The sequence below is a fragment of the Roseivirga sp. BDSF3-8 genome (assembly GCF_041449215.1).
GTDB lineage: Bacteria > Bacteroidota > Bacteroidia > Cytophagales > Cyclobacteriaceae > JBGNFV01.
In genome coordinates this window covers 35,912-61,337 of record NZ_JBGNFV010000001.1, presented here as the reverse complement: position 1 = coordinate 61,337, position 25,426 = coordinate 35,912, and the positions used below count along the sequence as shown (strand labels likewise).

The window sequence follows — 25,426 nt, the reverse complement described above, 5'->3', positions numbered from 1 at the left end:
CTACTCATCACTAAAAAACACGGTATTTTATCTGCCATAGATAACAGCTTTAAACCATCTGAGCTGAAACAACTGAATTATGAATGAACTGGTAAAAAGAATATCAGACAGCGGAATTTTGCTGGACGTTGTGGGCGGAGAGTTGCAGCTATTTGCATCTGATACAGAAGTAGATAGTTCACTGATTGCTGAGATCAAAGCCCATAAGCAGGACCTTATTGCCTACCTCACTACCCACCAGAGTACAATGGCTGAGGAGGAAGCTTATGAGGCAATACCAAAATGTCCCGAAAGCAATGACGGGTACGTTCTTTCTAATGCCCAATTGAGACTATGGCTGGCCAGTCAGCTAAAAGAAGGTTCGATAGCTTATAATATGCCAAACTCTACCGTACTCGATGGCAGCTATGATGTGGCCTTGTTTGAAAAAGCCGTTAAAACAGTGGTAGACCGTCATGAGATATTACGGACAGTCTTCAAAACAGAAGAAAGCGGTGATGTAAGGCAATATGTGCTTACACGCCAGGAGCTGAACTTTACTATTGATTATAAAGACTACCGTGAGTCTGCTGATGCCGTGGCATCTTCGAGGAGTTATATACAGTCGGATGCATTAAAAGCCTTCGATCTGGAAAAGGGCCCATTAATTCGGGCGGCCCTACTTCAGTTGTCTGATGATCAGTACGTCTTCTATTACAACATGCACCACATCATCAGCGACGGGTGGTCCATGGATATCATCAGTCAGGATGTAGCCAGGTATTACCAGGCCCTTAAGAGCGGCTTAGAAAATAAAATTAAGCCCCTGAACATTCAGTATAAAGACTACGCCGCGTGGCAGGTAAAACAGCTTGATGAGGGCGATTTGAAAAAGCAAAAAGAATACTGGCTGTCAGTTTTTGAAACAGAAGCGCCAAGTATAAATCTGCCTAAACAGAAGAAAAGACCACAGATCAAAACCTATAATGGTAAAGTCCTTAGCTCGTATCTGTCAGCCGCCATTACTCAAAAGCTCAAGAAACTTACCAACAGCAAAGGCACAAGCCTGTATACCGGCCTGGTGACTGCATGGTATGCCCTGGTCTATCGCTATACCGGTGAAACTGATATCACCGTAGGCAATCCGGTAGCTGGTAGAAATCACCCTGATCTTAAAGAGCAGATAGGCTTCTATGTAAATGTGCTGGCCCTGCGAAACCAGGTAGATCCTGCTGATTCCTTTAATACCTTATTTGATAAGGTAGACAAAAGCATTCAAAAAGGTCATGACAACCAGATGTATCCTTTTGACAGGCTGGTAAAAGACCTGGACATCCCTGTGGATAACAGCCGTAACCCTCTGTTTGATATCGTATTTAACTACAACGGCGCTTCTCAAAGAAAGGCAGATAATAACAGCAGTGAAGATATAAAGGACCAGGGAGAAGCCAAGGTACGGTTTGATCTTGAGTTTCATGTTGCTGAATTACCGGATAATGTTCATATTAAAATTCACTACAACACAGATGTTTATGAGCATGATATGGTCAGTCGCCTTATCATACATTATAAGTCGCTCCTGAATGTGATGCTTGATTATGCTAGCGATAGCATAGCCGCCCTCAATTATCTGAACGCAAAAGAGCAAAGTATGCTGCTCAGCGACTTCCAGTCGCCGGTTAATGATTACAGTGGGGACAGCATTGTAAGTCTGTTTAAAGAGCAGGTGATCAAAGCGCCACATACTATAGCTTTAGCATTTGAAGACTATACCCTTTCGTACAGTGAACTGGATGAACGTACGGATCGCCTGGCAAATAAACTTCGCAGCCTCGGCGTAAAGAAAGAGGTGATGGTCCCTGTTTGTGTAGACAATTCACTTGAACTGATGGTGGGCGTACTGGGTATCATAAAAGCCGGCGGGGCTTATGTACCCATTGACCCAGGCTACCCCCAGGAAAGACTAGAAGGGATATTTAAGGATGTGAATGCCACCGTATTGCTTACCCAGTCTGCCTTGAGGGAGAAACTCAATAGCCTTGTAGCTGATACCTCTGTAATTTACCTGGATGAGCCTTTAGCTTCCGCTAACACCCAAGGAAATGAAGATACACTAAGCCAAACGCCGGACCAGTTGGCTTATATCATGTATACCTCTGGATCGCTTGGTAAGCCAAAAGGGGTAATGATAGAGCAGAAGAGCATAATAAGGCTGGTAAAAGACTCTTCCTTCTATAATTTCTCTGAAAAAACCAAGCTATTGGCTACCGGCTCATTCTCTTTCGATGCCACTACTTTTGAGTATTGGGGGCCTTTACTCAATGGCGGATGCCTGGTGCTTTGTCCTAAAACGACTCTTCTGGATAGCGAAAAGCTCAAAAGCCGGATTAACGACAGTAACATCAACGTTATGTGGTTTACTGCAGGTTGGTTTAACCAATTGGTAGATACAGATATTGAGCTATTCAAAAATTTGAAAACAGCAGTGGTGGGAGGCGACAGGCTATCCCCCACTCATATAAATCAGGTACGTGAAGCATACCCTTCTATGGAAATCATAAATGGATATGGCCCTACAGAAAACACTACCTTCTCCCTGACCTATAGTATTGGCAGAACTACCGAAAACATCCCTATAGGAAGTCCGGTAAACAATAGCAACGCCTATATTTTAAACGAAGCTCGGGTGCCGCAGCCGGTAGGTGTCAGCGGAGAGTTGTACCTGGGAGGTGACGGACTGGCTAGAGGTTACCTGAATAGCCCTGAGCTAACTGCAGAGAAATTTATTTCACATCCATTTAAAGAAAATGAGCGCCTGTACCGCACCGGAGACCTTGGCAGGTGGCTGCCCCAGGGAGATGTGGAATTTATTGGGCGTGCCGATAACCAGGTGAAAATTCGCGGTTATCGTATAGAAATGGGCGAAATCGAAGCAGTTATCGATAGATTTGAAGGGGTGAACCAGTCCGTAGTTCTGGTGATAAGCGATGCCAGTGATCTGAAACAGTTGATAGCCTACATTACGGCAGAAACTATAATAGACAAGATGGAACTGCATAAACATCTGGATGCCAAACTACCTGATTATATGGTACCTAAAGCATTTGTCATCTTAGATGATTTCCCGCTTACAACTAACGGAAAAGTGGACCGGAAAGCACTGCCTGCCCCAGACGATAGCGCTTACATCACTAAAAAGTATGTAGCACCTTCCACCAAAATGGAAGAAAGGCTGGCCGCCATCTGGCAGGATGTACTGGGAATGAAAAAGATCAGTGTGCAGGACGATTTCTTCAGATTGGGAGGCAATAGCCTTAGTGCTATAAAGGTCATCTCCAGAATAAGAAAAGAGTTAGATATCCAGATAGATACACGATGCCTCTTTGAATTCAATACGATTAATAGCCTGGCCTTCCATATAGACTTCCTCACTGAGCAGGAAGAAATTAAATCAAAAAACCAAAACCTGGTAAAGATAGAACTATGAACGAGCTGTTAAGGAGAATATCTAAAGAAGGCATTCTTATAGACGTTGAAAATGGCGAGCTGCAACTGTTTTCTTCTAAAACAGATCTGGATAGGGGGCTACTATCTGAGATAAAAGAAAAGAAGCAGGAACTTATTGCCCACTTGCTCAGGCATAAAAAGTCTGATACGAAGAAGGCAGCTTACCAGGAGATACCTGTTGCTGAAAAACAGGAAAGCTATGTGCTTTCAAATGCACAGTTGAGGCTTTGGCTCGCCAGTCAGTCAGAGGAGTCGTCTGCTGCCAATAATGTGCCTAACTCTATCGTGCTGGATGGAAGCTATGATGTAAATAGTTTTGTTAAAGCCGTGCATGCTGTTATCAAGCGCCATGAGATACTGCGTACTGTATTTAAGCAGAATAAAAAAAGTGAGATAAGACAACATATTCTATCACCCGAAGCCCTGAACTTTACCGTAGATTACGCCGACCTGAGAGAGGCTGAAAATGCTAAGGAGGAGGTAAACGGCTTCATCCGGACAGATTCGGTAAAGCCTTTTGACCTTGTAAACGGGCCTTTACTCAGGGCATGCCTTATGCAGGTTTCGGATGACCAATACGTCTTTTACTACAACATGCACCATATCATCAGCGATGGGTGGTCTATGGGTGTACTTACCAGGGACATCATGGCCTTCTACAATGCCTATATTGCTAAACAGGATCCGGATGTAGCCCCTCTGAGAATACAATATAAGGATTATGCCGTATGGCAGGTGAATCAGTTGGAAAGTGAAGCTTCTAATGAGCACAAAGCTTACTGGGAGAATAAATTAAGTGGTTCCATACCCAAACTGACCCTGCCTTCCACTATAAGCAGGCCCAGGTTAAAAACATTTAATGGTAAACGTATAGGAACGGGTATATCTTCAGAGACCGTTACCAGGTTAAAAAAGTTTACCACCAAAAGAGGGGGGAGCCTTTTTTCAGGACTACTCACCGCTATGAATGTCCTTTTGTACAGGTATACCCGTGAGAAAGACATCATCCTGGGTAATGCCGCAGCCGGTCGTGACCATGCCGACCTGGAAGACCAGATTGGTTTTTATATCAACACGCTTGCCCTGAGAAACAGCGTAGAGGAAGCACTGAGTTTTGAAAAATTATACGAGCAAACAAAGAAAGGCATAGCAGAAGCTTATGCTCATCAAATGTATCCCTTTGATAAGCTTCTGGAAGATTTGAATATCAAAAGAGACCCGGACAGAAGCCCCTTATTTGATATTTTACTGGACTATAACGGTACGTCAGAAAAGGGCATTACATATGAAAGTGATAGAAGCTTCCAGGACTTTGGTGAAGGTAACCTGAAGTTTGACCTCGAAATAGATTTTACTGAAGTTGCTGGTGGAGTAAACCTGAAGATCGGCTTCAATACAGACGTATATGAGCAGTCAGTTATAGAGCGCTTCATTCTGCACTATAAGCAACTGCTGGAGGCTGTGTTGCTTGAGCCTGGAAAGGCTGTGGGTATGGTAGACTTCCTGGCCGAAGATGAGCGTGAGAAGCTGCTGAACACCTTCAGCACCGGTGAAAGTGTGGCCACAGAACATCAGGACCTGGTGACCATGTTTGCCGCACAGGCCAAAGCCGTCCCTCAGTCTACGGCGATCATCTGCGAAGGCGAGGAGCTCACCTACCAGCAACTTGATGAGCGCAGCAACCGGCTGGCTCACCTGTTGGCAGAGCGCGGGGTAGAGACCGATACCCTGGTGCCCCTGTGTATGGATCGCTCCCTGGATATGTTTGTCGCCATCCTGGGTATACTCAAAGCCGGGGGCGCTTACGTACCCGTAGACCCCAGCTACCCGCAGCAGCGTCTGGACTTCATCTTCGAAGATACCGAATGCGCGTACATGCTCAGTGATAGTGATCTGTCTCACATCTATGAGGACTACGAGGATGAGATAGACGTGATCTGCCTGGATGAACTTGCAGAAGAACTGGAATCCTATCCGTCATCCGCTCCTGAGGTAAGCATCGATGGTGATCAGCTCGCCTACCTTATTTACACCTCCGGTACCACGGGTACTCCCAAGGGCGTGATGATCGAGCACCGCAGCATCGCCGGCTACCTGACCACTCAGAGTGCCTATTTTGGTGTAGACCGTGCCGATACCTTCATTCTGTTCGCCAACATAGCCTTTGATGCCTCGGTAGAGCAGGTATTCCTGGGCCTTGTGAACGGTGCCAGGCTGGTAGTGCCCAGGAAAGCGGATCTTCTGGACAGTCAGAAGTTTACCCGTCTGCTGGCCGACTACCGGGTGACCCACCTGCATGCGGTCCCCTCTTTCCTGCGTGCGCTGGTGATCGATTCCGCCTTCAGCCTGAAGCGGATTGTATCGGCCGGAGAGTCCTTTGACCGGGAGTTGTATAAAGAATGGGAAGGCAAAGTAGCCATCTATAACAAGTATGGTCCTACTGAAGCGACTGTGTCAGCCACTGAATATAAAGTAACGGCCGACAGCTACCTGCCTCTTTCCATAGGGAAGCCTATAGGGGACACAAGAGTGTACATTTTGAATGAGATGGATGCCCTGCAGCCGGAAGGAGCGATAGGGGAGATATGCATCGGTGGCCCCGGCCTGAGCAGGGGCTACCTGAACCGTGAAGAACTCACGGCCGATCGTTTTATCGACAATCCGTTTGCCGAAGGTAAGAAGCTGTACCGGTCAGGTGACCTGGGGAGCTGGCTGGCAGATGGTAGCATAGCCTTCCACGGGCGTAAGGACCACCAGGTAAAGGTACGGGGCTACCGCATAGAGCTGGAAGAGATCGAGTCGGTGCTAAATGAGTTATACAACATAGACCAGGCGGCGGTGCTGGCCGTAGATGACCACACGGGCTCCAGGCAACTGGTAGCCTATGTGGTATCAAACGAACTGGTGGATGCCAATAGCATTAAGGAAGGGCTTACGGTGGTACTGGAAGAGAATCTTCCGGAGTACATGATCCCGGACTTGTTCATCAAACTGGAAGAGATGCCGCTGACCGCCAGTGGCAAGATTGACCGCAAGGCGCTGCCGGTACCTCAGACCCTGTACCGGCAGAAGGACTACGTAGCCCCGTCTACCGAAACAGAAGAAAAACTCGCCGGTATATGGCAGGAATTACTGGGAGTAGATAAGATCGGCGTCAATGACAACTTCTTCGAACTGGGAGGAAATAGTCTTAATACGCTTAGGCTTATTGGCTTGTATAATAAGGCTTTTAACAAGGAAATTACTTTCCAGGATGTATTTGAAAATCCCGTACTTAGTCGTCATGTAAACTTACTGGAGGATTCCCGGGAAAAAGATTTTGTTGGGATTCCAGCTGTTGCAGAGGCTTTAAGCTACCCCTTGAGCAACTCACAAACCCGCCTGTGGCTGGCCAGCCAGATTGAAGAAGCTTCAGTAGCTTACAACATGCCTAAAACCATCACCCTGGATGGGCTGGAAGACCGGCAGAGCTTTGAAAAAGCCATTCATGCTACTATTGAGCGCCATGAAATACTGAGAACGGTATTTAGGTTGAATGAAAATGATGAAATCAGGCAACATATCCTTTCTCCTGAAGAGCTGAATATTGATATTCTCTATAAAGACCTGCGTGGCACGGAAGACCCGCGCACCAGCCAGGTGCAGTTTATTTCTGCAGATGCGGTAAAGTCGTTTGACCTTGCTGAAGGCCCACTTCTTCGTGCGGCCCTGCTTCAGGTAGATGAACAACGCTACGTCTTCTATTACAATATGCACCACATCATCAGTGACGGCTGGAGTATGGATATACTCGGCCGTGATGTAATGGAATACTACCAGGCATTTATTAGTGGAAGAGAGCCTAATCTGAATCCACTTTGTATCCAGTATAAGGATTACGCTGCCTGGCAACTGGAGCAAATTGAAAGCGGAAGTTATGAGGCTCATCGCGCCTATTGGGTAGAAAAATTCAATACGACTGCACCTGTGATAGACCTTCCTGCCTATCGTCAGCGTCCGGCTATGAAAACCTACAACGGCCATAGCCTTGGCTTCCATGTGCCTTCTGAGCTTACCACCGGTCTTCGAGGTTTTACTACAGAAAAAGGAGGAAGTCTCTTTACCGGATTATTGTCTGTATGGAACGTATTGCTCTATCGCTTCACTGGTACTACCGATATTACTATAGGCAACCCGGTAGCAGGGCGTGAGCATATAGACCTGGAAGACCAGATCGGTTTTTATGTTAACCCACTTCCACTTCGCCATACAATCAACCCTGAAGCAAGTTTTACAGAAGTATATGAGGCGATTAAATCTAATACCCTGAAGGCATACGAATACCAGGCCTATCCGTTTGACCGCCTGGTTGACGAGCTAAACCTGCAGCGTGATACCAGCCGAAGCCCCCTCTTCGATGTGCTCATTGACTTTCATGGGCATACTGCCGGGTCCGTAAGCTTCGGCAGCGATAGCGTAAGAGACCTCGGCCCTGTAAAAGTAAAGTTTGATCTCGAACTACATATGACCGAAGTGGAGGGGGGGCTGAATATCAGTGCGGTATATAATGCCGATTTGTACGAAAAGCACACCATTGAAAGCCTTCTGCTGCATTATAAAGAACTGCTCGGAAGCCTGCTTGCCGATCCTTCGCAAGCGGTAGGGGTGGCCGGTATCCTGCTGGCAGAAGAGAAACGGCAACTGGCTGAGTGGAATGCTACGGAAAAGCAATATCCGCAGAAAACGGTGCTCGACATGTTTGAAGAGCAGGCAGCCTTAACGCCTAATACTCCTGCCGTTACCTATGATGATCGGCAACTGAGCTACCTCGAGTTGAGTGTGCGATCCGGGCAGTTAGCTGATTGCCTGCAAAGGGAGCATAATATTGCAACCGGAGACCTTATCGGGGTTCACCTGAACAGGAATATAGATTACATAGTATCCGTATTAGGTATACTAAAAGCCGGCGCCAGTTACGTACCCATAGATGTAGCCTACCCTTCGGAACGGAAGCAATATATAAGCGAGGATAGTGGCATTAGCTTAATGGTTACCGATACGAACTACATGTTCGAAATGGACTACTACAAGGGGGGTATATTTGCCATAGATGTTGAGTTTGAGGCCGACCAGTATAATAGTGTAGTTTCACGGGCATCTATTCCTGATCTGGCTTATGTTATTTATACCTCCGGTTCTACCGGCAAGCCAAAAGGTGTACAGATCAGTCATAATAGCTTTGCTAACTATATAATGTGGGGTAAAGACCATTATCTGACTGAGGGGCTGTCAAATACCAGCTTCGGTCTGTTTACCTCACCATCTTTTGACCTGACCATTACCAGCATGTTTCTGCCTCTCATAAGTGGGGGTACACTGCAGATATTCGAAGAAGAGCAGGATACTTTTTACATTCTGGAACAGTATGTAAAAGAGGGTATGTCCTGTATCAAGTTGACACCTTCTCACATTACCCTATTAAAAGATGCAGATGTCAGCCAGGTAAGCCTGCAAATGGCCATAGTAGGAGGAGAAGAGCTTAAACCCTCACATGTTTCTATCCTGCGAAGTCTGAATCCCCACATGCGAATATACAACGAATACGGGCCTACCGAAGCTACTGTGGGATGCGTGGTATACGAAGTGGACCAGGCGGGAGAAAATATCTATATCGGAAAACCTATAGCGAATACAGCTATCCGGGTTCTGAGCAATGAAGGACAACAGGTGCCTTTAGAAGTTACGGGAGAAATATGCATAGGTGGCGCAGGTCTATCCAAAGGATATATTAATCGCCCTGAACTGACGGAAGAAAAATTCATAGAAAATGCTGTCAGCGAGCGGCTGTATAAAACCGGCGACATGGGGCGCTGGCTACCTGAGGGTGAACTGGACTACCAAGGTAGAAAAGATGCCCAGGTAAAAGTAAGAGGCTATAGGATAGAGCTTGGAGAGATAGAAACCGTACTATCTGCTATACCCGGGGTAGGTGATGCAGTAGTGGAAGCACCTGGCGATAGCAATGGTACCAGACAACTGGTCGCTTACATAGTTGCCGAAGGAGAAGCTGACGAAGAGCAGATTCAGCGAGACCTTGGCAGGCAACTTCCCGAATATATGGTGCCGAAACGCTACCTGTTTATGGACAAGCTGCCACTTACAACCAATGGTAAGGTGGATCGCAAAGCACTGCCACATCCTGACGAAGCAGCCATCAGCAACCATCAGTACGTGGAGCCTGAAACTGATGAAGAAAAAGCCCTTGTGGCCGCCTGGAAGGCTGTATTGAAGCAGGAAGTGATAGGAGCGGGCGATAACTTCTACAACCTAGGAGGCGATTCCATTAAATCTATTCAGATTGTCACAAAACTGAGGGAAAGCGGTTTCACCCTCAAAGTAGGGGATATCCTCTCAAACCCTGATTTGTCAAAAATGGCCCTTTTGATGAAGAAGGTGAGCAGAACCATCGATCAGGCTGAAGTTGAAGGAAACGTTCCCCTCACACCTATACAGCATTATTTCTTTCATAATGAAGGAATTAAAAATAAGAAGCACTACAACCAGTCTGTTCTGCTTAAGTCCAGCGGCAAACTTGATACGGAAATGCTGGATGAATGTATGGCAAAATTGGTACAGCACCATGACGCCCTGAGAATGCGATACAGGCAAGACGCTGATGGCTGGGAACAGTACAATGAGAAGTTTTTGGAAAACAGCTACCGGATTGACTTCCATGACATGACTGAGGAAACTCATGGGCTGAAGAAGATGAGTGAAATGGCCGGGGCTCTCCAGCAAGGATTTGACCTGGAAAATGGTCCTCTGATGGTGGCGGGACATTTCAGGTTGAAGGACGGAGACCGCCTTGCGCTTATATGCCATCATCTGGTAACAGACGGTGTATCGTGGAGGATACTTCTGGAAGACCTGTCTACACTATTCTCTCAGAAACTAAATAACGAGCCTCTTGCTCTGCCGCTGAAAACAGACTCTTTCAAGAAATGGTCAGAAGGATTATCCAGGTATGCCCAAACCGAAGCTTCTAGTCGTGAGCGGCACTACTGGACTACATTGCTGGCGAAAAAAGTACCGCCCTTCCCTACTGATAATATGGTAGAAGGGGGGTCTCTCAAACATGATAAGCAATCCTCATTTGTCCTGGATAAGACGCTTACCAAACTTATGCAGACAAAGACCTACGAGGTGTATCATACAGAGATCAATGACCTGCTGCTGACCGGCCTGGGGCTAGCCATAAAAGAGGTTTTTGGCATCACCAGATGTGTGCTGGAAATGGAGGGCCACGGGCGTGAGGATATCCTCAACAATATGGACATAAGCCGTACCGTAGGGTGGTTCACATCTTTATATCCTGTAGTACTGGAGGTATCTGAAAACGAGGATATAGCTCCTAGCCTTGTGGCTGTTAAGGACAACCTGCGTAAAATACCGAACAAAGGTATTGGCTATGGCATAACCAAGTATTTGTCCGATGACTTTACCTCAGACCTTAAGCCTGCCATACAGTTTAACTACCTCGGAGACATAGGAGGGGAGAGCCAGAACAGCGGAGACGGCCATGAAGCTTTGTTTAAACTGAGTTCAGAATACATCGGTAGTGCTACTTCCGAAGACATTTCAAGAAAAACCCCTCTCAGTATTAGTGGTATGTTGGTGGGGGGAGAGTTAAAAATGACCCTGGACTATAGTTCAGCATTATTTAGCGATGTAACGATTGAAAAGCTGAATGAGGCTTACAAAGAAAAACTCAGTGCCGTCATCTGTGAACTGGCCAGGGAGGAAGGTTCATTTAAAACCCCGTCGGACCTGACGTTTAAAGAGCTGACCTTTGAAGAAGTTCAGAAACTGGATGCTGATGGTAATTTGTCAGATGTATACGAGTTATCTCCTACTCAGCAGGGTATGTACTTCCATTGGCTTAGCTCCAATGAAGCCTATTTTGAGCAAATAGCCTACAGGATAAAAGGGGAAGGTATAAATATAGCTTCATTCCAAAAGGCTTACGGAAAACTCCTAGACCGGTACGGCATTCTTCGCACTTACTTTACCGATGAGTATAGCAACCGGATTCTCCAGGTTATTGAAAAGTCAGTAGAGCCAAAGTTTGAACACAAATTACTGCCTGCGGGGAGTACTGAGCAGGAACTTGAAGCATGGGTGGCTGAGCAAAAGCGACAGGATGTATCTGCAGGCTTTAATCTAAGTGATCCATCTCAGATGCGCCTGACCATTTTGGAATTAGGGGATCAGCGCTATGAATTTATATGGAGCCACCACCATATTCTTATGGACGGATGGTGTACCAGTATCCTGCTGAATGACTTCCATAGGATACTGCAGGCCGTGGATAACAATGTGTCCATATCGCTACCCGAGCCTGCGCCGTATGTAAACTACATTGAGTGGCTGCAAAATATCAATGAGCAGCAATCACTATTATATTGGAAGGAATTTCTGTCAGGCTATGATAGCGTAGCCAAAGTGCCATTTGCCAAAAGCAAACGAACAAACCAGGAGTACAATAATACCAAAGAGCATATACAGGTTACTGGTGAAGTGTTTGAAAAAGTAAATAAACTGTGTCACGACACCGCCGTCACCCTGAATACCTTTGTACAGGCAGCGTGGGGCGTGCTGATTGCTAAATACAATGACACCAAAGATGTAGTGTTTGGTTCTGTTGTTTCCGGCAGGCCTGCAGAACTGGAGGGCATTGAAGATATGGTAGGTCTGTTCCTGAATACCATACCCGTTAGAGTGCAGTATAATGAGAGCGACGCTGCTGAAGACCTGCTTAAAAAGTGTCAGGAAGATGCCATTGCCAGTCTTCCCCACCACTACACAAGCCTGGCTTCCGTACAGGGGCAAAGCGAACTGGGATCAGCTCTGCTGGATCACATCCTGATCTTTGAAAACTATCCGGTACAGGAGATGGTCGAGGAGCAACTGGATGAAAAAGAAAAAGGTAGTCCAATAGTGCTCGAGTCGGTAGATGTAAGAGAGCAAACGAACTATGGGTTCAATATATCCGTAGGGGCTTCTGATACTATTCTCAAAGTGCAGTTTGAGTATGATAAAAACCAGTATGATCAGGCTCTTATCCGCCATATGTTCGTCCACCTGGAGAATATTATTAAAGGATTTGTGAATGATCCTGCTCAGACCATCGATCAGATAGAGTACCTGACAGAAGGTGAAAAACTTCAGTTGACTGAATCTTTCAACCCTGTAGTAACAGACTTTTCGGCTGAAAACTCCGTCTTGGAGTTATTCGCCCGCCAGGCCCAGTCTACGCCTGAAAATATCGCATTGGTGTATGAGGAGAGCACCATGACCTACCGGGAACTGGAACGGCGGTCAAGCCAACTGGCCCGCTACCTGATAGGCAAAGAAGTAGGACAAGGTAAACTTGTAGCCATATGCATGGAGAAATCCATAGAGACTGTAGTCGCAATAGTGGCAGTGATGAAGACTGGCGCAGGGTACATACCTGTAGATATTCAGTCTCCTGAAAATCATATCCGACATATTATTCAGGATAGCGGCGCATTCTGTTGCCTTATCTCAGAGCGGATTAACAGCGAGGTTTTCCGCGACATGATCGGGGAAGATAAGACGCTGAAAATCGACGTCGGCCTTTCTATTGCCTCAGAAGAATCATATGAAGCTGTCGATGTTCAGGTTTCGCCTGTTGATACTGCTTATGTTATTTTCACCTCCGGGTCTACCGGCAAGCCTAAAGGTGTAGAAGTAACCCATGGCAACCTGCTGAACATCTCGCTTAGCTGGAAAGAGGATTACGGACTTAATAGTGAGGTCAGCCTGCTTCAGATGGCTAACATCAGCTTCGACGTATTTACAGGTGACCTTATGAGAGGGTTGCTCTTTGGGGGTAAAGTTATCTTATGCCCATTAGCCATCAGGCTGGATTTTATGAAGCTTTATGAACTTATAGCCAGGTGGAAAGTGAATATGCTCGAAACCACCCCCGCACTGGCCGTGGCACTCTTTGATTATATCTATGAAAATGAGTTGGACATTAGTTATATGGATCTCCTTATACTTGGTTCAGATATCTGTCCGGCTACCGATTACCAAAGACTAATAAGAAGGTACGGTACTATGATGCGGATTATCAATAGCTACGGTACTACCGAGACCACTATTGACTCATCCTACTTCGAAACAAAAGATGCTGAGGTGCTGGAAGAAATGGCCTATGTGCCTATCGGAAAGCCCATGCATAATACCACCTACTACGTACTGGACAATAACCGCCGGCTACTACCGGCAGGCGTGGCTGGTGAGTTGTACATAGGGGGAGCAGGTGTGGCAAAGCGATACCTCAACCGTCCCGAACTTACCGCCGAAAAGTTCGTTGCCCACCCGTTTAGCAATGGTGATATCCTCTACAAAACAGGAGACCTTGCCAAATGGCTTCCGGATGGAAACATGGACTTTATCGGACGGAAAGACTTCCAGGTAAAGATAAGAGGATACAGGGTAGAATTGGGAGAAGTGGAAGCTACTCTTGATGAAATAGCAGGTATACAGCAGGCTGTAGTAATTGCCCACAAAGACAATACGGGCAATATGCACCTGGTGGCCTACCTGGTAAACGAAGGAGTAGAAGACCAAAACTCTATTCAGAAGATACTTGAAAGTAAGCTGCCGGAGTATATGGTGCCCCGACTGTATATGTTCCTGGAAAAAATGCCTATATCGCTAAACGGTAAGATTGACCGCAAGGCACTTCCCGCGCCCGTCATAGAGTATTCTTCAGAGAAATATGTAGCGCCTACTACCGATACTGAAGCTAAAATGGCTTCAATTTGGAGTGAAATACTGGGTATCGAAAAGATCGGCATTCATGATGATTTCTTTACCCTGGGCGGAAATAGTCTCAATGCGATAAAAGTTATTCTCCGCATACGTAAAGAAATGAATATTGAGGTAGCTGTGCAAAATATGTTCAACATGAGAACCATCAGCGATATAGCTACCCATGTAGACTTTACCCTAAGACAAAAAGAGCTGAAGTCCAAGGGCAAAATCGTGAAGCAGATACTGTAATGAAAGAGCTACTTAATCGTATTACCCAAGCCGGCATCATCGTGGAGGTGAAGGAGGGCAATCTTCAGATGTTTGCCACAACAGACGAGGTGGATGCAGACCTGATAGGAGAGATTAAAGGCAGGAAAGATGAGATTCTGTCATACCTTCTTCAAAGCCAGCATATGGCAGTAGAAGAAAAGCAGTATGAGCCAATATCCTTGGCAGAGTCTGCTGAAAGCTATCCGCTCTCCAGGGCTCAATTAAGGCTTTGGCTAGCCAGCCAGACCGAAGAAGGGTCTGCGGCCTATAATATACCAAATTCCGTGACACTGAATGAAGGTATAGAGCTCGATAGTTTTAAAGAAGCTGTTCTGGACACCGTTGAGAGGCACGAAATCCTGCGTACCGTATTCAAAATGAATAAAGATGGCGAAGTGCGCCAGTATGTCCGTTCCCTGGAGGAAACCGGTCTGCTGGTAGGGTTTAAGGACTATAGAAATAAAGCCAACCCCAAAGAAGCTGCTGATGCTTATATTGCCGCCGATAGCTTTGCCCCTTTTGATCTGGAAAAAGGCCCGCTGATCAGGGCAGAATTACTGCAGTACGCTGAAAAAGGTTATATATTCTATTATAACCTTCATCATATCATTGCTGATGGCCGCTCTATGGACGTACTGGCTAATGATGTTGTGGCTTTGTATGCAGCCATTAAATCAAGTCAGTCGTCCAAGTTGGAACCTTTAGAATTTCAATACAAAGACTTTGCTGTCTGGCAGAATCAAAAGCTGGATGGCGACCAACTTGAGAAACATAAAAGCTATTGGCAAGAGCGATTGCAGGGAGATATACCCGTCATAGAATTTCCATTTGCAAAGAAGCGCCCCCAAATTAAAACCTATAATGGAAGAGGGCTTGGTTTCGTGCTTAATCCTGAGGTGGTCACTGCCCTCAAGGACTATACATCGCAAAAAGGTGGAAGTCTCATGATGAGCCTTATGGCCGCATGGAAGGTGCTTTTTCGTAACTACACCGGCGAGAGTGATATACTGGTGGGCAGTATGCTTACCGGTAGGGACCATGTGGAGCTTGAAAACCAAATAGGCTTTTATATTAATGTATTACCTGTAAGAAGCCATGTAGATACCTCAACCTCATTTGATGATTTTTACAACTCCTTTAAAAACGAACTGATTAAATCATACGAATACCAGGAGTATCCTTTCGATCAGATTATTACCGATGTAGGAGCAAAAGGTAGTCAGAGCAGAGGACCACTTATTGATATCTTCTTTAACTATTACGAAGCGCCCGACCTGGGAAACAGATTTGATAGCCGGAATTATAAAGATTTGGGTGACAGGCTGGTAAGGTCTGATATGGAGTTTCATATCACTACTGATGGAAACAATGTCAATATTATCATCAACTACAACCAGGACATTTACGAAAGTGCTTCCATAGAGAATATGGCGATTCACTATAATGCCATCGTCGGGGCACTGCTTTCTGACAGCAACCAGGTCATGGGTGAAGTAGACTTTATCTCAGGTGCAGAGAAATATGAACTGCTGAATTCTTACAATAGTCATACGGCCCCTATTCCTTCCGGCTCTACCCTTATCGGCCTGTTTGAAGAACAGACAAGTAAAACACCTGACCAAATCGCCCTTATAGGGGGCGAGGTGAGCTTATCCTATGGCGAACTCAATGAAAAAGCTAACCGGCTTGCAGCTTATATGTCATCCGAAAGCGGAGTTCAAAAAGGAGACTTTGTAGGGGTTCACCTGAACAGGAATACCAACTGTATAGTATCTATCCTGGCAATTATGAAGCTGGGAGCTGTTTACCTGCCAGTAGACCATACTTATCCTGCCGATAGAAAAAAACTTATAATAGAGGATGCCGGCGTACAGTTGCTTTTGCATGAAAACAGTACCGAAGAACTGAAAGACTTTTATTATGGAAAGGTTCTGGATCCCCGGGAGGCCGAAGGTTACACTGCTGATAAGGTATTTAATGCCCCGGTGGAGGGTGATCTCGCCTATGTCATCTATACCTCAGGCTCCACGGGTAAACCCAAGGGCGTACTTATACAGCATAAAGCCATTGTAAACACCATCATTTCCCAGATAGATATATTTAAAATGTCTGCCGAAAGCCGGGTGCTGCAGTTTGCCTCCTTTTCCTTCGATGCATCCGTATCTGAGATATTTACGGCTCTGGGCTCAGGTGCAAGGTTATATATTGCCGGAGATGATGTTCGGAATGATGCAAACCGGTTTAAAGATTATGTGATTCAGCATGATATAGACACCGTTACCCTGCCTCCGTCTTATTTCCAGACAATAGATAGTGCAGCTTTTGCAAAATTCAATATGCTGGTTACTGCAGGCGAGGCACCGGAGTATGCAAAAGTGGCGGAATACCTGACAGTAGGAAAGTATTACTGTAATGCATATGGCCCTACGGAAACCAGTATTTGTGGTTCTGCTTTTACAGTGTCATCCGCCGGCGAGCTCCCTTCACAAAATATTCCTATCGGCAAGCCTATACACAATGCAGAAATTTATATTCTGAATGAGTATAATAAACTGGTGCCCAAAGGAGCCATAGGTGAAATCTGCATCGGAGGTCCGGGGCTGGCCAAAGGCTACCATAACAGGCCGGAACTAACTGACGAAAAGTTTATGTCCCATCCTTTCAAAGCAGGGGAGAGGTTGTATAAAACCGGTGATCTGGGCAGGTGGCTGGATAGTGGAGACGTTGAATTTAAGGGGCGGATCGATCAACAGGTAAAAATCCGTGGCTATCGTATAGAGCCCGGCGAGGTCGAATATGCTATCGGCAGGATTAATGGAGTCGAACAGGCATCGGTCATTGCCCTAGAGGACTGCGAAGGGTTTAAAAACCTGGTAGCCTACATCGTGGCGGCTGATAAAGCTTTGAAGCCAGTACATATAAAAGATACCCTTAAAATGGCTCTGCCAGCCTACATGGTTCCAGGGGCCTATGTGTTTATAGATCAGATTCCTCTAACCCACAATGGAAAGATCGACCGGAACAAACTCCCCCTTCCTGATGATAGTGCCTTTACCAAACAGGAGTATGTAGCCCCCGGCACCGAAGTAGAGAAGCATCTTGCCAATGCCTGGAAGCAGATTCTTGGCCCTGAAAAAGTAGGTGTTAACGATAACTTCTTCGACCTCGGCGGACACTCACTGTTGGCAGCCAAGTTGGCATTTGCTGTTTCCAGAAGTTTGAAAATGGAGTTTAGCATGAACAACCTGTTCAAATACCCGACTATACGGTCACTGGGGCAATACATAGAACTTCTTATCTCTCAAAAGGATGATACGTCTGCCAGTGAGGTAGATGATGAAGAGGTCATGTTCTTATAACAGACTTATCTCCTTATAATCAAAACTTGGTTTAACCGCTAGTAAAAAATATTATGGATACTACTAATACAATATCTGCTGCGGCAGAACTGGAGGGGTTTTATTACCCCTCTCCCGGCACTCCTCCTGATTTTTTATTGATCAAAAAGCCTGAAGGTGAGAAAGACCTGGTAAAGTGGATCAATGATAATAAGGAAGAGTTTGACAATATGCTTCATACTAACGGAGCCATATTATTTCGTGGTTTTAGAGTAAATACCGTCTCCAAATTTGAAAAGGTGAGCGATATTTTCAAGTCTGAAACCCGTGAGTATAAATTCAGATCCTCACCCCGGTTCACCGTAGGTAAAAACGTATATACTAGTACCTCTTACCCAAAAGAATCGGTAATTAATATGCACAGCGAGGCGTCATATACACCTTACCGCGATGTGCAGTGTGTGATTTTCTGCTGTATTCAGCCCCCGTCAGTAGGTGGTGAAACGCCTATTGCTGATAATAGAATGATCTTACAGAACCTGAGCGAAGAAACCCGCAAAAAATTCCAGGAAAAGGGGGTCATGTACATGAGAAACCTGGATAAAAATGCAGGGTTACCCTGGCAGGAGGTATTTCAAACTACTGATCGTAAGGTAGTGGAGGCTGAATGTGAAGAAACCGGTATGACCTATACCTGGAAGGACGATGATAACCTTCAGATGACATGGGTAAAAAAAGCCATTTGGGAACATCCCTTCAAAAAGGAGCAGACCTGGTACAACCACGCCTTCTTCTACAACAAATATACCTTTGAGAGTGAGTTCGGGGCCACCGAATTATCGGATCGTCTTCCCTACAACTCCTATTTTGGTGACGGTAGTGAAATATCCAAAGAAGAAATGGAAGAGCTGACCATGGCCTATAAAAAAGCCACCATTCAGTTTACCTGGAAAAAAGGCGATGTTCTTTTTCTTGACAACCTACTCGTTTCACATGGACGGAATGCCTACGACGGTAAACGTAAAATACTCGCCTCACTTTTCTGAAAAGCGTTTCAGGTTCATTTAACCCACTATTGAAAAAGGTAAACCCTACTGAATAAAGAGATGCAGGATACTATTACGGTTTTAGATATTATTCAAAGTGCAAAGGCAAATGGGGTAAAACTGTTTGTAGAACAGGGAAAATTGGGAGTCAGGAAGGAAAAGAATGCGACTATTCCTGCTGACCTCATGAGCCTGATCAGGGACTACAAGGCAGAGCTTATTGATTTTATAGAAAACGACCTGAAAGCCGTTTCAGAGGCTGGTATAAGTGAAATCAGGCAGATTCCCTCAGCTTCCAGCTACCCCCTGAGTAATGCTCAGACCCGCCTCTACGTCGCAAGCCAGGTAGAAGAGGCCTCTGTCGCTTATAATATGCCTAAAACCATAACTATGGACGGGCTTGAAGACCGTGAAAGCTTCGAAAAAGCCGTTCATTACACTATTGCCCGGCATGAGATCCTGCGGACCGTCTTCAGGATAAATAATGAAGGGGAAATAAGACAGTACGTTCTTACCACTGAAGAACTTGGATTTACTATTACGTATGAAGATCTGCGGGGAAAAAGTGATAGTCAGGCAAGATTGTCTGCCTTTGTCTCAGCAGATGTAACCAGGCCTTTTAACCTCGCCGAAGGCCCACTGCTTCGTGCAGCCTTACTTCGTCTGGATGAACACCGCTATACGTTCTACTACAATATGCACCACATCATCAGTGATGGCTGGAGCATGGATATTCTTAGCCGTGACGTCATGCAGTGCTATCAGGCCTTTAGTAACGGTCAGGAGCCTGTACTCCAACCCCTTGCTATTCAATACAAAGATTACACTGCATGGCAGAGCAAGCAACTCGAAAGTGACCACTACAAACAGCACCGTGATTATTGGAATAACCAATTTAAAGAGCCTGGACCCACACTGGACCTTCCGGCCTATACTCAGCGCCCTGCCATAAAAACTTATAATGGCCGGAACCTGGGATATCATATACCTGCCGGGCTTATTTCAGGACTCCGTAGTATGACTTCTGAACATGGCGGTAGTCTGTTTACCGGCCTGCTGGCTGTATGGAACATATTGCTGTACCGGTATACCGGCCATACCGATATTACTATCGGAAATCCGGTAGCGGGACGCAATCACATAGACCTGGAAGACCAGATCGGCTTTTATATTAATCCGCTTCCCCTTCGCCATAATCTCAACCCGGCCGAAAGTTTTGCTGAAGTGTATAAAAGTGTGAAAGCATCTGCACTTCGAGCCTATGACCATCAGGTTTATCCTTTTGACCGCCTTGTAGAAGACTTGGACCTTCAGCGTGACAACAGCCGGAGTGCGCTATTTGATATTCTGATCGACTATCATGGAGTGTCCGGCGGTAACAAAAGGTTTGAATCAGACGAAGTGAGCGACCTCGGAACTGGCTATATCAAATTCGATATAGAGCTTCACCTGACCGAAGTGAGCGGGGGTGTGGATATATTGGCTGTTTATAATACCGATGTTTATGAGCTACATATAATAGAAGCATTCCTGCGACATTATAGGGAGCTACTCGACAGCCTTATGGCAGATACTTCTGCTCCGGTAGCCGAAGCAGATCTGTTGCTGGATGAAGAAAAAGAGCAGCTTACAGCATTAAACAAAACAGAAAAAGCTTATCCTGATAAAACAGTGATTGATCTGTTTGCAGAGCAGGCTGTTTTGCATCCCGATGCAGTGGCCGTTAGTTTTGATGGTAAGCAGCTTACTTATAAAGAACTGGAGCAACAGTCAGGTCAGTTGGCAAACTGCCTTCAGAAAGAACATAATATAGCGGCTGGACATTTTATAGGCATACACCTGAATCGCAGTCCTGATTATATCATTGCCGTATTAGGTATACTTAAAGCCGGAGCAGGATATGTGCCAGTAGATGTAGCGTACCCCGCCGACCGTAAGCAGTATATTTGTGAAGATGCCAACATAAGCCTGGTAATAACAGATACCAGCTTTATGTTTGAGATGGACTATTATAGCGGTACCATCTTTGCCATAGATGTCGAATTCGATGCCAGCCAGTATGAAACCCGGGTATCCTTACCCCACGCTCCGGATCTAGCTTATGTAATTTACACATCTGGCTCTACAGGTAAACCTAAAGGAGTACAGATCGGGCATACCTCATTTGCCAACTACATAGTATGGGCTCGGGACCACTATCTGACCCCTGATCTGGATAATACAAATTTTGGGATGTTTACCTCTCCCTCATTTGACCTCACTATCACCAGTATGTTCCTGCCACTGATAAGCGGTGGTACCCTGAAGGTGCTCGAAGAAAACAGTGATATCTATGCAACCCTAAGCCAGTACTTATCCGGAGGCCTAGCGTGTATAAAGTTGACCCCTTCTCATATCACCATGATGAAGGGTATGGATGGCGAAAATATCTATCTGCAAATAGCCATAGTAGGAGGGGAGGAACTCAAACCTTCGCATGTGAAGATACTCCGAAGCCTAAATCCGTTTATTAAAATATACAATGAGTACGGTCCTACCGAAGCCACCATAGGATGCGCCGTGTATGAAGTAGGGCAAAACGAAAAAGAGATTTATATCGGCAAACCTATTGCCAATACCCGCATTTATATTCTTAATGATGAGGACCGGCTGGCACCTTTCGGGGTCACCGGTGAAATCTGTATAGGCGGGGAGGGTCTGTCCAAAGGCTACTTGAACCGGGCCGATCTCACTGCTGAAAAATTTGTCAAAAGCCCTTGGGGCGAACGCCTTTACAAAACGGGTGATACAGGACGCTGGCTACCTTTAGGCCAACTAGACTACCAGGGCAGAGAAGACACCCAGGTCAAAGTGAGAGGCTATAGAATTGAACTTGGTGAGATAGAAACAGTGCTATCTGCGGAACCCGGTATAAATGACGTAGCTGTGGAAGCCCGGATCGATAAGCAAGGGGGCAGACAACTTGTGGCATATCTTGTGACCAGTAATGAAACTGATATAGAGCTACTTCAGCAATCAATCGCGAGGAAGCTACCGGAATACATGATGCCCAGGGTCTATGTAGTGATGGAAAAGCTCCCACTAACCCCTAACGGTAAAATAGACCGCAAAGCATTACCCGATCCGGAAAAAGCTGGTAGTAATAGACCGGGATACGTAGCTCCTGAAAGCCAAGAAGAAAAAGTGCTGGTTGCGGCATGGGAAACTATTTTAGGTAAGGACCCCATTGGCATAATGGACAATTTCTATAACCTGGGGGGCGACTCTCTAAAGTCTATACAGGTTATTCATAAAGTGAAGCAGGCGGGATTTAGTATGTCGGTGACCGATATTGTAGAACATCCGGTACTCCAGGATCTTGCCTTAAAAATTACGATTGATGAAAAGGTAAATATTGAGCAGTCCGAGGATATACCGGCAAAATTTGATTTGGAAGAAGGTAAGCTATACCCTGTCTCCTATAATCAGCTTTATTTTATCAACCGTCCGTGGGATCTCATCCTTTCCCATCTTATTTATATAGATTGGACCTCTGCCGAAGCATTTGAAAAAGCACTGAGAGCGAAGCTCGCAACCTATAGGTCATTTCTTGTTTCTTTTCTAAAGGATGATCAGGGGATCCAACAGAAATACCTGGGAAAGAACCGGTTAAATGTTGATATACATGTTGAGAACTTGACAGACTTTAATCCAGATAAGTTTCATGCTCAGTCAGATAGCTACCTGAGAGAAAGTTATAACTATTTTGATAATAGTGCTCTGATAAGAGCCTACGTAGCCCCAGATTCACAAAATCGTGACAAAGCTTATTTTAAGTTTTCTATTGCTCATGGTATTACTGATATTGAAACATATAAGACCCTTGTTCACTCACTTGAGTATGAGCTATATGCACAGGAAACTGACCGCACTAGTCCTTCTAACTTTGAATTTGCCCTCAGACAGGAGGCTTTTCTACAGTCTGTTAAGGGGATAAAGCAAAGAGAATGGTGGAAGCGATACTTAAGTAATGTTTCTCCTAAAGCTGCCTCCGAGCAAACTGAAGACAAGGTAGAATATGTATCTCAGAAAATAACCCTTGGACAGGATCGGTTAAGTGATATTATCGAGAGTGTTAAGGCGATGAACTTACCAGTATCATCTGTATTCCTCGCGGCATACCAGTTATTTATGCATAAGCTTGATCTGGATGGAAAGTCAGTTCATATGGTCACCGTTAACGGGAGAGAAGAAAATTCAGAAGGTTCTTTGCCGGAAGATGTGTCAGGCGTTACGACTAATTTTTTACCAGTCATCTACAATGGTAAAAAAATCCGTAGCGGAGAAGAGTACGTTCGCAGCATTTATAAAAAATACCTGGATTTAAGATTACATCAGCGAATACCATATGAAGTCATTCGACAAGACTACAGGGAGGCTACCAGATATGATCTAAGTACAGTCATAAATGGTTTTTTTAATTTCCGAACTGTAGAAAATATTCTTCTTAATCATGAGGACGATAGAAAGGGAGCAGCCCAAAGTATTGAACTGCTTAATAGGACCGATGTATACGGGGTAGTTATTATATGTGATCTTTATAAGGATGGTCTAAAAGTTAACCTATTATGCCCCAAGTCTATATACGATACGATGCTTGATCGTAATCTTGTTAGTTTTTATATAAATAATTGCCTTAATGATTTGTTTGAGACAACACTAAATAACTGAAATTATGAAATTACATACAATGAATAATCATTATTCCCATTATTACTTTTCAATTAGCCTAAATATAATTATGCTAATTGCCATTTTGCTAACACCTGTTTTTGCTTTTGCCGCAGACTCTAATTCAGGCTGTAAAGAGTTATTGACTGCCATTGACAGAAACGATCTGGTTTTAGTAAAGAGCTTTATAAATAATACAGACCTGAATTGCCATTGCCTGGATAAGGAGGGTAAGCGCATCACTATTGAAAAACCGACGCGTAACCCTGTTTTAGCAGCGGCGCGGAAAGGCTACTTACAAATTGGAGAGGTTTTATTGGAAAATGGGGCGAATGTAAATTTAAACCCTCCGGGTGCAGAGACTCCTCTGATGGCGGCCTCACAGTATGGTCATATTGAGTTTGTCAAATTACTGATAAAGCATGGCGCTACGGTAGATCTGGAGCTGGATGGCAGAGGTACAGCTTTAGTTTACGCCTCTTCGGGTGGGCATATTGACATAATGAAGTTCCTATTAGACAAAGGAGCTGATATAAATGCTTATGCAGATGGTAAAGGGACTCCTTTGATTGTAGCTTCTGAAAATAACAGACGGCAATCTGTCGAGTACCTTTTAGAAAAAGGTGCGGCTATTGATAAAAGTGTAGATGGTGTAGGTACACCGCTTTCAGTATCAGCAATGATAGGCCATATAGAAATGACTAAAATGCTTTTAAATAAAGGAGCCGATATAAACACAAAAATAGATGGTGTCGGCACAGCCTTGATTGAAGCTGCTAAAAACAATCATTTGCAAGTCGCCGATTACCTGATTAAAAATGGTGCAGATGTAAATGCGCAGGTGAATGGAATTGGCACCCCGCTTTCCGTCTCGGCCGTGGAGGGGAATATAGATGTCGTACGCTATCTTATCAATGAAGGAGCTGATGTAAATGCATCTGCAGATGGTACTAGTTCTGCTCTTATTAGGGCAATAAAAAGCAACGAAGAATCCGTTGTAAGGTTATTACTGGAAAATGGTGCTGATATTCGTCTTGTTTCCATGGATGGTGACACTCCTGCCGAAATTGCCAAAAAGTTTTCAAATACCACTATCCAAACACTTATATATGAATATGCAGGTATAGAGTAAGAGAATCCTTAAATTGCAAGATCTATGAAAAAGACTAAAGACCATACTTCCACATCTCTGGTATCAGATTTTAAGTACGCTATAAGATTCGTATTAGTACTATGTTGCCTTAGTGCTTTTACCTTCGCCGAACATTCTGAAAGCGATGAGACGACATGCCACCAATTACTTGAAGCCGTCTTAAAAGAAGATATTCAATCGGTTAATGCCTTGCTAAGCATTGAAGCAGACCCTAACTGCTCAGAGTATTTAGTGGTAAGTTACCCACTTCCGAAGGGAGGAAAAGTCCGTGTTGGGGGAATCCTCTCTCCTTTAACCCTCGCAGCTCAGACTGGTAATCTTCCTATAGGAAGACTACTGCTCGAGAAAGGCGCAGAAGTTAATCACCATTCAGAAGAAGAGCAGACTCCATTGATGGCAGCTTCTGCCAGAGGGCATCTGGATTTCGTAAAGTTTTTAGTAAAACATGGGGCAGATATAAATATAACCGTTACAGATGTCGGAAATGCACTTTCCCTTGCGTCAAGTAACGAACAAAAGCATGTTGTAGCATTTCTTCTTAAACAGAAAGAAATTTCCAAAGGTAATTACTAATAGTTTGTGGCATGAAACAGAGCCAG

Annotated in this window: 7 protein-coding genes; all 7 read left to right on the top strand. The window is 45.0% G+C overall.

Annotated elements, in window-relative coordinates; translation table 11 throughout:
* Nucleotides 1-79: 79 nt before the first annotated feature.
* From AB9P05_RS00170 to AB9P05_RS00140, 7 genes are read left to right on the top strand one after another with little or no spacing between them, the layout of a single operon-like run.
* Entirely contained in the window at nt 80-3,466 is a 3,387-nt protein-coding gene (locus AB9P05_RS00170) for an amino acid adenylation domain-containing protein (protein ID WP_371906795.1), read from the top strand.
* Complete coding sequence (locus AB9P05_RS00165; protein WP_371906794.1) at nt 3,463-14,559, top strand: amino acid adenylation domain-containing protein; 11,097 nt, start codon at nt 3,463-3,465, stop codon at nt 14,557-14,559. Before AB9P05_RS00170 ends, AB9P05_RS00165 begins: the two co-directional genes overlap by 4 nt.
* Nucleotides 14,559-17,939 (top strand): amino acid adenylation domain-containing protein, encoded by a 3,381-nt coding sequence (locus AB9P05_RS00160; RefSeq protein WP_371906793.1) that lies wholly within the window; start codon nt 14,559-14,561, stop codon nt 17,937-17,939. Before AB9P05_RS00165 ends, AB9P05_RS00160 begins: the two co-directional genes overlap by 1 nt.
* A gap of 53 nt (nt 17,940-17,992) precedes the next feature.
* Nucleotides 17,993-18,964 carry a TauD/TfdA family dioxygenase gene (locus tag AB9P05_RS00155; RefSeq protein ID WP_371906792.1) on the top strand — a complete coding sequence of 324 codons (972 nt, stop codon included), beginning with the start codon at nt 17,993-17,995 and terminating at the stop codon, nt 18,962-18,964.
* Between the two features lie 60 nt (nt 18,965-19,024).
* Nucleotides 19,025-23,674, top strand: coding sequence for an amino acid adenylation domain-containing protein (locus AB9P05_RS00150; protein ID WP_371906791.1), 4,650 nt, complete (start codon nt 19,025-19,027; stop codon nt 23,672-23,674).
* A 4-nt stretch (nt 23,675-23,678) separates the two neighbouring features.
* Nucleotides 23,679-24,806 (top strand): ankyrin repeat domain-containing protein, encoded by a 1,128-nt coding sequence (locus tag AB9P05_RS00145; protein WP_371906790.1) that lies wholly within the window; start codon nt 23,679-23,681, stop codon nt 24,804-24,806.
* A gap of 24 nt (nt 24,807-24,830) precedes the next feature.
* The gene (locus tag AB9P05_RS00140) at nt 24,831-25,400 is read left to right on the top strand and encodes an ankyrin repeat domain-containing protein (protein WP_371906789.1); all 570 of its coding nucleotides are present in this window, start codon (nt 24,831-24,833) and stop codon (nt 25,398-25,400) included.
* Nucleotides 25,401-25,426: the final 26 nt, after the last annotated feature.